The 12475-nt window shown below is 62.2% G+C and carries 7 protein-coding genes and 1 pseudogene; 3 read left to right on the top strand and 5 right to left on the bottom strand.

Annotated features, from left to right (window positions below):
- The first annotated feature begins 37 nt into the window (after positions 1 to 37).
- Entirely contained in the window at positions 38 to 1021 is a 984-nt protein-coding gene (locus tag AB4120_RS27050; RefSeq protein WP_441643056.1) for a Bug family tripartite tricarboxylate transporter substrate binding protein, read from the top strand.
- A 2-nt stretch (positions 1022 to 1023) separates the two neighbouring features.
- The gene (ggt, locus tag AB4120_RS27045) at positions 1024 to 2649 is read left to right on the top strand and encodes a gamma-glutamyltransferase (protein ID WP_149137772.1); all 1626 of its coding nucleotides are present in this window, start codon (positions 1024 to 1026) and stop codon (positions 2647 to 2649) included.
- 59 nt (positions 2650 to 2708) lie between these two features.
- Here ggt and AB4120_RS27040 read toward each other — a convergent pair whose 3' ends face one another.
- The 4 genes from AB4120_RS27040 to AB4120_RS27025 form a co-directional block, all read right to left on the bottom strand.
- Complete coding sequence (locus AB4120_RS27040; protein WP_392388567.1) at positions 2709 to 2834, bottom strand: hypothetical protein; 126 nt, start codon at positions 2832 to 2834, stop codon at positions 2709 to 2711.
- Between the two features lie 70 nt (positions 2835 to 2904).
- A complete protein-coding gene (locus tag AB4120_RS27035) occupies positions 2905 to 4458 on the bottom strand; it encodes a hypothetical protein (protein WP_149137771.1) in 1554 nt (517 codons plus the stop codon).
- A gap of 32 nt (positions 4459 to 4490) precedes the next feature.
- A complete protein-coding gene (locus AB4120_RS27030; RefSeq protein ID WP_441643055.1) occupies positions 4491 to 4871 on the bottom strand; it encodes a hypothetical protein in 381 nt (126 codons plus the stop codon).
- Positions 4872 to 5311: 440 nt separating this feature from the next.
- Complete coding sequence (locus AB4120_RS27025) at positions 5312 to 5704, bottom strand: winged helix-turn-helix transcriptional regulator (RefSeq protein WP_149137769.1); 393 nt, start codon at positions 5702 to 5704, stop codon at positions 5312 to 5314.
- Between the two features lie 137 nt (positions 5705 to 5841).
- Between AB4120_RS27025 and gstA the strand changes: the two genes are divergently transcribed.
- Complete coding sequence (gene gstA / locus AB4120_RS27020; RefSeq protein WP_441643054.1) at positions 5842 to 6474, top strand: glutathione transferase GstA; 633 nt, start codon at positions 5842 to 5844, stop codon at positions 6472 to 6474.
- A 623-nt stretch (positions 6475 to 7097) separates the two neighbouring features.
- Here gstA and AB4120_RS27015 read toward each other — a convergent pair.
- Positions 7098 to 12417, bottom strand: a pseudogene (locus AB4120_RS27015) (trifunctional serine/threonine-protein kinase/ATP-binding protein/sensor histidine kinase).
- Between the last annotated feature and the right edge of the window lie 58 nt (positions 12418 to 12475).

Below are 12475 nucleotides of genomic sequence, written 5' to 3'. Positions count from 1 at the left end.
ACTGCAACCACGACACGATTTTAAATAAGGATACGACATGAGGAAAATCTCCACTCCGGGGAGGATGGTGGCTGCCGCGCTGGCTCTGAGTGCAACGGGCTCGGCATGGGCCCGCGGGGAGGCCGGAAACACCAGCCCAATCCGCCTGGTGGTCTCACAGGAGGCCGGCGGTGGCACCGATACGCTGGCACGCATGTGGGCGGAAGCGGCGAGGCAGGAACTTGGCACGACGATCATCGTCGAGAACAAGGCCGGCGCTGGCGGTGTCATCGCTGCGAAGTACGTGCTCGGTCAACCTGCCGACGGTTGCACGCTCTTCCTGGCGGGCGTGTCGCAGATGGTGCTCAACAAGTTCGCTTACGCGCCGCTCGCCTATAAGCCAGAAGTCGACTTTGCGCCGGTGGCGGTGCTGACGACCACGCCTTTCGTGCTGGTCGCCAATCCGCAATCCGGTATTCGTACCCTGCAGGACCTTGAGGCCATGGCGAAGGCCAAGCCCGACGCAATCAACTTTGCATCGTCGGGCAAGGGCAATTCCACGCACGTCATCGTGGAGTTGTTTCAGAAGAACCAGAAGCTCCGGATGACCCATGTCCCCTACAAGGGTGAACCCGATGCCATCGTCGGGACGGTCAGCGGACAGACTCAGGTCATGGCGCCCACCGTGGCCACCGCCACGCCGCAGATTCAAGCCGGCAAGCTGGTTCCCCTGGCGCTTTTCTCGCCGAAACGTGTCCCCGAACTGCCCAACGTCCCTACCGCGTCCGAGCTCGGACTGACGGGCTTCGACGACCTTGGCTGGATGGGGATTGCCGCCAAGGCCGGCACACCGCCCGAAACGATCCGGCGCCTGCACGCCGCCTCGCAGAAATTCCTGACTGACAAGGCCGTGCTCCAGAAGATGAAGACGATGCAGGTGATCCCGATGCCCGGGCCGTCGAGCCTGCTGATGCAACTGACCGAACGCGATACCGCCCGTCTGCAGAGTGCGATGTCCGACGTAGATTTCAAGGCGAACTGACCATGAGTACGCGAGGAATGGTGGTATGCCCGCAGCCGGAAGCTGCGGAATCGGGTGCGGAAATCCTGAAAGCCGGCGGTAACGCCGTCGACGCCGCAGTGGCGTGCGCGCTCGCCCAGACCGTGGTCGATCCGCTGATGTGCGGGATCGCCGGATTCGGCACCGCAGCGGTCTATTTGCCCGGCAGCAGCGTGCACGAGTATTTCGATTTCCACGCGACCGCGCCGGGCAATGCCCGGCCGGACATGTGGGCCGACCTGCTCGAAGGCGAAGCGCGCGACGGCTTCGGCTTCTTCATCAAGGACCGCCTCAACGACATCGGTTATCAGTCCATCGCCACGCCGGGCACGCTGCGCGGACTGGCGGCGATGCACACCGCGCATGGCCGCCTGCCCTGGGCCGAAGTCGTCGCTCCGGCCGTGGACTGGGCGCGACACGGCTACTTCGTCCGCCCCGGCATGTATGCCTTCTGGAACGACGAAGCCACACTGGGCCGTGCCAGCAACCGGGAACGGCTGGCCTTCAGCGCTTCAGGTCGCACGCTCTACTGCAAGGCCGACGGCAGCCCCAAATCCGTTGGCACGCCCATCGTCAATCCCGATATGGCCAACGTGCTGGAGCGGATCGGTCGCGTAGGCGCCGACGACTTCTACCGCGGGGAGATTGCCGCCGCCATCGTCGAAGACATGCAGCGCCATGGCGGCCTGATTTCCAGGGCGGATCTCGATGACTACCAGGTGGTCCGGCAAAAGCCGCTGTTCGGCCGATACCGTGACCGCATCGTGGCGACGAACCACCCTCCTGGCGGCGGCGCCATGCTGCTGGAGATGCTGCACGCGCTCGAGCAGTTCAACCTCGCATCCATTCCACACAACTCACCCGAGTACATCGCGATACTGTGCGAGATCATGAAGCAGGCCACCGTCGACAAGGATCGCCATATCGGCGACCCTGCCTATGTTGACGTCCCGCTCGACTACCTTCTGTCGGGCGAGCGGGCGGCGGCGACGGCGGACGCAGTCCGGAGCGGGCATCGCGTCCAGGTGACGCGCGTTAATCCGGGCCATGCGGTGCCGCGAGACACTACGCACCTCTCGGTCGTCGACGGCGATGGCAACTGCGTGTCGCTGACACATTCGCTCGCCATGCCGGCCGGGGCGATTACACCCGGACTGGGGTTCATGTACAACGGCTGCATGGGCGTGTTCGATCCCCGCCCCGGTCGGGCCGGGAGCATTGCGCCGGGCAAGCGCCGCTTCACGTCGTCTTGCCCGACGATTGTGTTCCGGGACGGCAAGCCCGAGATCGTGCTCGGCGCGCCCGGGGGCACCCAGATCGCCATGGGCGTGCTGCAAGCCATCCTGAATGTGGTGGATCGCGGCATGACGATGCAGGAGGCGGTGTCGGCACCCCGGTTCTCGTCGACCAGCAACGCCATCGACATCTGCAACCGGGTACCCCGGGCAGTGGCTCGGCAACTTGAGCAACGTGGATATGAAGTCATCCGGAACCCCTACAACTACACCATCGGCTGGGTTCACGCCGTGCGCCTCAACGACGGCCATCTGGAAGGCGGCGCCGATCCCGGCCGGGATGGCGTCGCTTACTCGGTGGAATCGTTGATGTAGGGCAGATTCGGCACGCTATCCAACCGTGGCGTACGCCAACGTCTTTGGCGTCTGGACGATCACCTCGGGCTCATCGCCCACAATGGCGCGTGGCCGGTCCTGTGGAACACGAACGCCCCGCATCCAGCTGCTTCGATCACGGCCTGGGCGGCGGAATCCGTGTCGCAGACGCGCCGGCCAACCACGGCCGCGGCCACCGCAGCGTCCGTCGCCTGCGATAAACGGCTGCACGCCCGCCACGACGTTCAGCGGAGATTAAGGATGCGCGGAGACATCCCCATAAAGCTGCCGCATGAACGCTCGAAACACAGGATTCATCACGTCGTCGTGGTTCTTGATGACATCGCCGTCCACCTCGACGTTCCAGATCAGTGCGTTCGCCGCCGCGGCCCCATCAGCACCACCCACGGTCGTCAGAAAGCTGCCGCCGCAGAAGGTACGTGCCCAGTTTGGCTTAAGCAGATAGCCTGGCGTGAGGTTCTGGCGAAAGAACTCCGCAGCTTCTTCTGCCTCGAGTTTCTTGTTCTGACGCACTGCCTTGCCCAGTTCCTCACCGTGCAAATCTTTGAGCTCCGCCTCTGACCTCCATCCTGCACAACGGGCGCCGTCGCCAGGCGGGGCGTTGTCCCCGCCTGGCGCTTCGCCAGGGGCGTGAGCGTAGAGTCGGTGCGTCAGGTAGTGATCGATGTGGCCCGGGGTCTTCTTCATGGCCGTACCCTGTTCACTGTTGGTCTCACGCTCGAAGAGCGTATTGACCGAGCGCCCAATCGGAAATGCGATTCCAGTTGCCCAGTCCTTGATCGACGTGACGGACACCAGCAGCGGCGGCTGGAACCGTGTCGGCTGATACCTGAGCGACACGCGATAGAGCGCCTCGTAGCGCGATGCCTCGAAAGCCGGATTGATCAGCAATATCACGTCCGCCGGTCTTTCCGCCAGTTCCGTTACCTTGCCCGTTCCGGCCAGATCTCGCTGCGCGGCCAGCGACTCGATTAGCGATCCGGACATGGCGGCATAAAGGATCAGACCACCAAAGCTATGACCTATCATCAGCGTGCGGATGCGCGGACGCGCGCCCGCTTTCTCAGCGGCGGCGCCCGTCTGGGGCGCGCCGGCCGACCGCGCATCGTTGTAATGAGTTCGGAGGGATCGCAGTCGCGCGAACAGCTCGCGCGACGATCCGATCGAGACGCGTCGCGCCGCCTCCTTGCGCGCCCAGAAAGTAAGACTCAGCAGCGGATCGGGCACCGTCCACGACTTCCCTCGCCAGGCCACATAAATGCCCACGACCTTCCTCGGTGTGCCAGCCGGTCCGGCCCGGTCACGTTCCTCGGCGCCTGCGGCTTCAAGCAAAGCACGGAATTCCTGCACATTGGCATCGTCGACCTGTGCGTTGTGCTTCCAACCGTGAACAAAAACAACGATGCTCAGGTCTTCGCCTTGGGCGAGGAGGGACGTCAGCCGACCCATCAGATTATCGATCTGGTCCGAGGGGTTGGTCGCCAGTGCGTCTGCGGAAGCCGGAGTATTCGGGAACAGCCAGCCCTGGTCGTCGAACTCGACGAAATGCAATTCAAAGAGCCCTCGCACACTTTCGGGCGTCACGCTGCCGCACAGTTGACGGGGGTCATCGTGCATTTTGGCGCTTGCACGCTGACAGCTTGCGTCCTTGTCGAGGTCAACGAGATGGGTGCGAAACGCGCTGTTCGGCGCGCATGCACAGAGCCCCCCTAGCAGCAAGGCTATAGAAAGCCATTGCAGGATATGCATCGCGAAGGGTTGTGCCGCACTGGCGGCGTCGGCTTTCATCTGTCCTGGGCTAGGTACGGAGCACTTGGCACCTAGGCATTCTGATCGGTCGACCTCGGTGCTGTCTTGAAATAGTCAGCAAACGGCCATGCCGCCTTCCGTTGCGCTTCGGTTCCGGCATAGCAATCCCGATCGCTGGGCTCCATCCCCGCAAACACATGGGGCAACGGCCTGGACTTTCCGTCGGTGTACTGCCAGAGGATAAAGTGCGGCCAGGTGTCAGTCGGGATGCCAATAGGCTGGTTTCGGTACCGGGCATACCAGAGTGGGCAATTCTTGAGGATGGGGTCCGCACCATGTGCCTGCACGGCATCGCACAGCACCCCGGCATCCCTGGCTTTGATGGCATCGAAATGGCTGTCATGGTTGATGTCGATGACGACATCGATGGATCCTGGCAGGTTAACTGGCATCGCGCCCTCCCGATTCAATGCCACTTGGACCACGGCGCAGCCATCGGCGAGCGACCCACGCTGCGCGGCGTCTGTGCCATATGAGTCCTGCAGAGCGCACGCCTGTTGCCTAACACCGTAGGTGATACCCACTCAGCCGGGCGCCAACCGCGAACCCGTCTGAAGCATAGGCACACATCGGGTAAATCATCTCAGCCAGGTGGATGACCTCGTGTTGCGACTTGTTGAATTCTGAATTAGACGCAATTTCTCTCGCGGTTCAGGCCTGCACCCTTCCGGTGCGCTGAGCGCTTGGGGTGCCAGGCGTGCGCAATACGCTGAAGAACGCGAATGACTGCCGTGGGAGAACTGCCGCAAGACCCGGAACGCGCGAACAGAAAAAGTGGGGGTCGGAGACGTCCACATCTCCGCGCCAGGTGCCCTGCGGCATGCTTGCCTCCTTAACCGGTTTTAGCCACGACGCCGATGGCCGGCTCTTCGTGCGCTAACGAATACGGTTCTGGCGCATGGGGTGGCATCGGCCGGCTCTTCACCCAAAGCCCAAACTCCCGCATCACCTCCACGACCGGTGCAAGGCGCGCACCGTCCTCAGTCAGTTCGTACTGCACCGTAACGGGAACGGTGGGAAACGCTGTGCGCTTCACCAAGCCGACTTCTTGGAGTGCCTTCAGGTCTAGAGTGAGCATGCGCTGCGAAATGTCTGGCATCTCTCTTCGCAGTTCGTTGAAGCGCTTCGGCCCTTCAAGTAGGTACGAGGCGATCAGCAGCCGCCACCGGCCGCCCAATAGTCGCATTGCTTCCTCTACCGAACATCCCGACACAGCCGCTTTCATGAAGATTCTCCCTCACTTGGTATAAAAAATGTACCTACACCACATTTTAGTGCCTTGTTCCTTTTCTATACCGTCTTCAGCATGATTCGATTCATCAGCAAGGCACACCGCATTGCGATGACCTTAAGGGACATGAAATGAAGCTGTACTACATTCCGGGCGCGTGCTCGCTGTCGCCGCACATCGTGCTAAATGAGTTGGGGCTGAACGTAACCCTTGTGAAGGTGGACTACAAAACTCACGAAACGGAAGACGGTCGAGATTTCTTCGAACTCAGTCCTTTTGGCTACGTCCCACTCCTTGAACTCGACGACGGCACGCTGCTGTGTGAGGGGCCGGCCATTGTTCAGTATTTGGCAGATCTGAAACCTGAGTCGAACTTGACCCCGGCAAACGGGACCATCGACCGCTATCGTCTGCAGGAGTGGTTGAGCTTCCTGACTTCCGAAATCCATAAGGGCTTCATTCCGTTGCTCTATTCGAGGCTGGCTGGCAAGTACGGCGTCGAGACTGCGAAGCCTAAGTTGGAGAAACGTTACACGTGGCTTAACAAGGAGCTCGCCGGCCGCGACTATCTAATGGGTGACACCTACACTGTCGCCGATGCCTACCTTTTTTCGCTGACTCAGTGGGGCCAAGCCGAGTGGCTTGAGTCGGCCTATAAGACCGACATCCACTTCGACGGCCTGGAGAACCTCAGGACCTGGTATCTTCGTATGCGGGAGCGGCCGGCTGTGCGCAAAGCCCTGCACACCGAAGGCCTCCGGTAAGGCTTCGGTTCACCTAAGATACCGCGTTAAAGAAGCGAATGGCCGCTGAGGGTTACTGGGACTCTATGCCCCCGACCACGGTCTGCTGACGGCCAGAAGCGGTCACTCGACATGCGCGTCTAAATTGCACACAATCTCAAAGGTTCGGGGCGACGGCCGCACTCAACGCACCCTACGACTCGGAGAGGAATGATGGTGGAGGAGAAGTTGTTTGGACTCGATCTCGACAGTGACGGCCTAGAGGTTATTCGCCGGGGTGGCCGCTACTTCGTTCGCTACGACGCTGGCGCGCACCAGATAGCATGGAGGGAAGACGAAATCAGCGAGCCGGACGCGATGAGCATAGGAACTGCGACAGGCGGCGAGAATGACGTCATAGTTCGCCTTCAACGACGTTTGGGTCCGGACGCAAACAGCTCGAACTGGGCGCGACCGGCTTGAAGCCACAGCGGGCAGTAGTCGGCCATGAACGGTCCTTGGCCCACACTCGCATTCGTAAAACGAATGTCCGCTCCGCTCTTGGTAAGAGCCCCCCACTTCTGCGCCGTCTCGCGCGGTCCCACTTAGCCGGCGCGCTCAAAGTCGGCTGGTCACCACACAAGTTGTCCCCCGCCCCAAGGCCATTACGAAGAGACGTCTGGATGGGCTGGCACCGTGAACTGAAAGATCGCGCCGCGGGGAACGTTCGCGCTCGCCCACAATCGGCCGCCGTGTGATTCGATGATCGAACGGCAGATGGACAGCCCCATCCCCAGGCCGGCGGGCTTTGTCCCGATCTCCCTGAATGGGCGGTAGTGGGTCCTCGAAGTGGGTTCGCACCGTGGCGCCGTGCTTCCGTGCTTCGCCACGGGTGAGCTCGACCACCTCGCAGATTGCCTGGTTGATGTCCAACGGCTCCCTTCGTGGCGGCGCCTTCTTGACCAGTTCACGGATGCGGCCAATGATGTCCACGGCCCGATTGCCATCCTTGATGATACGGCCCAATATCTCGCCGACCTCGTCGACATTGGGAGGCTGGGCGTTCAGCCACCGCCGCGCTGCGTGGGCATTGGTCACTGTCGCGGCGACCGGCTGCTTGATTTCGTGCGCAATCGAGGCCCCGAGATGCCCTATCGTCGCGACACGGTTCGCATGTGCCAGTTCCGTCTGCGCTTCGCGATAGCGTCGCTCGCCCTCACGGATGCTTTCCTCTGCCTGCTTGCGCTCGCTCAGGTCGAGCACGAAGGCGACGCCATCCTTTCGCCCGGTTTCGAAGGTGGCCGCACCGATCAGGACCGGCACGCGACTGCCGTCCTTCCTGACAAACTCCTTCTCGAACGGCGGCGCGCTTCCCATCTCCCTGATCTCTTGCAGTACACGCTCGTCGCTCTCACGCCATTCCAGCGGCGTCAGATCCGTCCAGCGGACTCCCCCTGCAACCAGATCGTCGCGTGCATAGCCCACCATGCGAAGAAACGCGTCATTGGCCTCGAGAACGTCCCCCTCCACCGTCCAGACCACGATCCCGATGATGTCGGCGTCAACGAGACGTCGGATCTTCGCTTCGCGTCCCACTAGCTCGTGGTACAGGTGGGCATTTTCCAGCGCAATTGCGGCCTGCGAAGCCACCAGCCGCAGTATCGCAATGCGGGCGGGCGTGAACGCGCGGGTCGTAAGATTGTTTTCGAGGTAGAGCGCACCAGTGAGCCTCGCCTGGTTCACCAGCGGCAAGCAGAGAACGGAACGGGTGCGATGCTGGCCAATGTAAGGATCGGCTGCAAACGAGGCGTCGGCCACGGCATCGTCGAGGATCACACTCTCCCGAGTCCGCAGGACGTAGTAGAGGACGGACTCTGGCAGCACCGCCTCGGTCACGGCGTCGTCATGGAGATGCACGACGACATTGTCGCCGTCAATCGTCGCCTCTGCGGTGACCCGCTGCTCACCACCATCCGGCAGGATCAATACACCGCGTTCGGCACCTGCCTGTTCAATCGCCGTACGCATAACCATCTCGATCAGCTTTTCCAGGACGATCTCACCGGAGACCATCTGCGACACCTTGATCACGGTTGCGAGGTCGAGGCGCTCGACCGACGTCGCGATCGTGCCCGTGGGGCCGGGCGAGACCGCTTCCGTTCTGAGGTGCGGATGCATCTGTTCGAGTTGCCGCGCCTTCCCGTCGGCTCGCCAACGCAAATAGCAGTAGCGCGCGTTGTGCAAGTAGGTCTCTGCGATGACCTCGAACTCGCGCGCCGCGTAGAATCGCGCAGCGAGCTCGTTGGCGATGGCTTCGACGTGTACGAAGCCGTTTGCTCGCGCCGAACGGATCGCCAGTTCGTAAAGGCGCATCGCATCAAGATCGCGGCCTTCGATCCGGGCAATCTCCGCGCCCACCAGCGCGGCGCGGTTCTCGAAATTCTCCGGGCAATGCCCCGCCCAGACCGTGAGTTGTCCGTGATGCGCCGTCAGGGCCGACAAGTGCTGTTGCCGCGTATCGCCGGATGTGGCATCGGCGCAAGCGGCATGGGACAGCGCCCCGTAGAAATAGTATTCGGCTTCCTCGAAGAACGAGGCCGTGGTCCACAGCAGCCCTTTTGCCTTCGCGGCGGCATCCATGGCAGCCGTGTGATCGCCGGCGATACAGCGCGCCTGAAGTTTCCGGATCCAGTACCAGCACGCCGCGATCGCCAGGTCCGGATTTTCCGAGAAACGCCGCTCGATCCGCGATTCATCAAACTGCGCATCGTCAAGGCAACCAAATTCTGGTGTGAGTCCCCGAAGCGTCCGCATCAGCGCAACCTGCGTGGCGATAATGTCAATGGCAAGTCCGAAGCGCGATTTCTCGGCGAACGCGAGGCCGTGCTCGGCTTCGCTCAGCGCCTCGTACAGCGACTCGCCGGAGAAGATCAGGTTCGAATTCAGATCGTTGCGCGTGTAGGCTGCATACTGAAGATCGCCGACGCGGTTCGCCGCGTCAAAGGCGCGGCGCTGCAGATCCCGGCAAGCCCCCACGTGTTTCATCCAAGGCACGACAAACAGCGCGAAGCAAACAAATGTCCTCGCTTCGAGCCGCTTTAGTCCGCGCTGTTCGACAAGGTCGTAACCTAGCTGGCCGAATCGGAACCCTGCCTTGTAGTCGCCGAAATGCGGCCCTGCAATACGAATGAGGATGACGTAGGCGAAGCAGGACGCATCGCAATTGCCGTGCTCCAGGCTCAGGCTGACCGCCTTGCAGATTGTCAGGGAAGCCAGGTTTTCATCGGTATACAAGGCCGGCGTCCAGAGCTTCATCAGGACGTCGACGGTGGCCAGGGACGCGGCGTCCTCCATCATCGGCAAATCGATAAGCGCTTCGATTTCCCGATTGCCAAGCACGGACCCAATGCGCTCGTATTCGCGCCGCACCTCTTCGCCCTCCGGATGGGGTGACCAATCGATGTCGAAATGTCGGAGGCAATTGAGACCGACGTTGATCGCGCGGCTGCTCTGATCGAGAACCAGGCAGACATCCATATGCAAGCAGGCAACAATGGCTTGTTCGACGGTTGTCGTGGCGTGCCCCGACAGTGCCGCCAAGTGCGCGTCCGCGACCGAAAGCTCGCCGGTCAGGAATGTGCATTCGGCCCGGTTCAACTCCAACGCGAAGAGCATCTCGTGCTGGCGGCCCCAGCTACCCTCCCCCAATAGCGCCACGCCGATATTGAGATAAGTGAGCGCCGAAGCATAGGCCGTGGAACCCTTGGCACGCGTCCCCGCTATCAGGTTGAGCGCGGCGAGCTGGTCCCGTTCCGCTTGCTCCGTGATCAGCGCGGCGCCGCGGTTGAGCTGATTGACGATCTCGAAGATCGCGGCGTCCCGCTTTTCGGCGGGCGTTTGCGCGACCAACAAGCGACCGATCCGGAGATGAACCTCCGCGCGCATCGCTTTCGGAATCAGGGAATAGGCGGCTTCCTGCACCCGGTCGTGAATGAACCGGTACGCGCCCTCCTGACGCTCGACCAGTTCCTGGCGGACGGCCTCCCAGAGCACCGCATGGACCTGCTTCTCTGGTATCGCAAGCACGGTGGACAACATCGTGATCTCGGCGATGTTGCCGAGGCAGGCCAACTGCTGCAACGCCTGCTGTGTCTCGCTTGGCAGACGGCTCAGTTTGCCCACCATCAGATCCACTATGTTGTCGGTGTAGCCCTTGGCGTGAATGCGATCGAGATGCCAGGACCAGGCCATCGTCTCATGATCGAGGTGGAACAGGCGCTCTTCGGCGAGCGCGTAGAGAAACTGAATCACGAAAAACGGATTGCCGGCCGTCTTCTCGTGCACCAGCTGCGCCAGCGGTACAACGTCTGTGGTGGCGCAGCACACGGCATCCGCAATCAGCTGCCCAAGGTGGTCACGGCCAAGCGGCGCCAGGGTGATCTCCTCCACCTTTCCGCCAGCGCTCCTGATCGCTTGCAGCTTGTGCGTCAACGGATGCGCGGCATCCACTTCATTGTCCCGATAGGCGCCGATCACCATCAGGTGCTGCAAGTCCGACCGGGTCAGCACATCCTCCAGCAAGTCGAGTGTCGCCGTATCGAGCCATTGAAGATCATCCAGGAAGAGTGCCAGCGGATGCGCCGGCCGGGCGAAGACACCAATGAATCGTTGGAACACGAGCTGAAAGCGGCGTTGCGCCTGCTGCGGCTCCAGCTCCGGCACCGGCGGCTGCTCTCCGATGATCAGCTTCAGTTCGGGAATGAGATCGGTCATGAGCCGTGCGTTCGGCTCCAGGGCTTCCAGCAGCGCGTCGCGCCAGCTCGCCAGTTCGGCGTCCCGCTTGCCAAGCAGCGGCCGCACCAGGCTCTGGAAAGCCTGCACCAGGGTCGAGTAAGGAATGTCGCGCTTGTACTGGTCGAACTTGCCGGCGGCAAAGAGCCCCCGTGACGACACCAGTCCCTTGTGCAACTCATTGACGACGGCGGTCTTGCCGATGCCGGAGTAACCCGAGACCAGCACGAGTTCCGGTGCGCCGCGCGCGACCACACGCTCAAAGGCCGCCAGCAAGGTGTCGACCTCGCGCTCCCGGCCGTACAGCTTCTCGGGAATCACCAGACGGTCCGGCGTGTCGTGCTCGCCAAGCGGGAACGCATCGACCCGGCCATGGCGCTCCCACGCAGTCAGGCAGCGTCGCAGATCCTGTTCGACGCCAGCCGCAGTCTGGTAGCGCTCCTCCGCCGTCTTGGCGAGCAGCTTCATGACGATCTGGCAGAGCGGGGCCGGTATCGACGTCAGGCGCTCGCTCGGCGGCACCGGCTTTCGGGCGATATGGCAGTGCACCCATTCCATCGGCTCCGTCGCCGAAAACGGCAGGACGCCGGTGAGCATCTGATAGAGCACGACGCCGAGCGAGTAGAGGTCGCTGCGCGAATCGATGGAGCGATTCATCCGTCCGGTCTGTTCGGGCGCCATGTAGGCGAGCGTGCCGGCAATCGTTTCGGGCGGTTTGGGGGCCTGATGTTCGCGCGGCAACCGGGAGGCGATGCCGAAGCCGGTAAGTCGCGCCCTTCCGTCCGTGACATTCACGAGGATATGGGCAGGCTTGAAGTCCTTGTGCACGAGGCCACGCTGATGGAGCTGCCCCAGCGCCGCCGCGATGCCGGCGGCGAAGCGCAAGGCGCTTTCGACCTCCATGGGCGCGCCGAGCAGCCGCTCCAGCGGCTCACCGCCCGGGTCTTCCAGCACCAACACGGTCCGCCCCTCTTCGCGCAAAAGCGCTAATGGCCGTACCGCCCAGGCGCTATCGAGTTCATCCTTCAGTCTGAATTCGTGAGCGAGGCGGTCGAGGCTGGCGGACGACGGATGGTCGGCGGCGGGCCGCACARTCAGGACGTTGCCGACGCCGCCTTTGTCTGAGCGGCGCCCTCGACAGAGCACGTGCTCTCCGTCCTCGCACAGAATATGAAGGCTCAGACTGTTACGCATCGGCGCTGAAACCAAGCGAAAGGTTCATCTTGCTCGCCGCAGCCTGCCAATCGTCCTG

The sequence above is a fragment of the Cupriavidus sp. 2KB_3 genome (assembly GCF_052115685.1).
In the GTDB taxonomy this organism is placed as follows: Bacteria; Pseudomonadota; Gammaproteobacteria; order Burkholderiales; family Burkholderiaceae; genus Cupriavidus; species Cupriavidus campinensis.
Note: the sequence above shows the minus strand (reverse complement) of the source record. Positions and strands in the feature narration are given on the sequence as shown.

What these genes read in the sequence shown, in the direction of transcription:
- AB4120_RS27050 (WP_441643056.1), top strand. Translation starts at nt 38, where the DNA reads ATGAGGAAAATCTCCACTCCGGGGAGGATGGTGGCTGCCGCGCTGGCT.
- ggt (WP_149137772.1), top strand. Translation starts at nt 1,024, where the DNA reads ATGAGTACGCGAGGAATGGTGGTATGCCCGCAGCCGGAAGCTGCGGAA.
- AB4120_RS27035 (WP_149137771.1), bottom strand. Translation starts at nt 4,458, where the DNA reads ATGAAAGCCGACGCCGCCAGTGCGGCACAACCCTTCGCGATGCATATC.
- AB4120_RS27030 (WP_441643055.1), bottom strand. Translation starts at nt 4,871, where the DNA reads ATGCCAGTTAACCTGCCAGGATCCATCGATGTCGTCATCGACATCAAC.
- AB4120_RS27025 (WP_149137769.1), bottom strand. Translation starts at nt 5,704, where the DNA reads ATGAAAGCGGCTGTGTCGGGATGTTCGGTAGAGGAAGCAATGCGACTA.
- gstA (WP_441643054.1), top strand. Translation starts at nt 5,842, where the DNA reads ATGAAGCTGTACTACATTCCGGGCGCGTGCTCGCTGTCGCCGCACATC.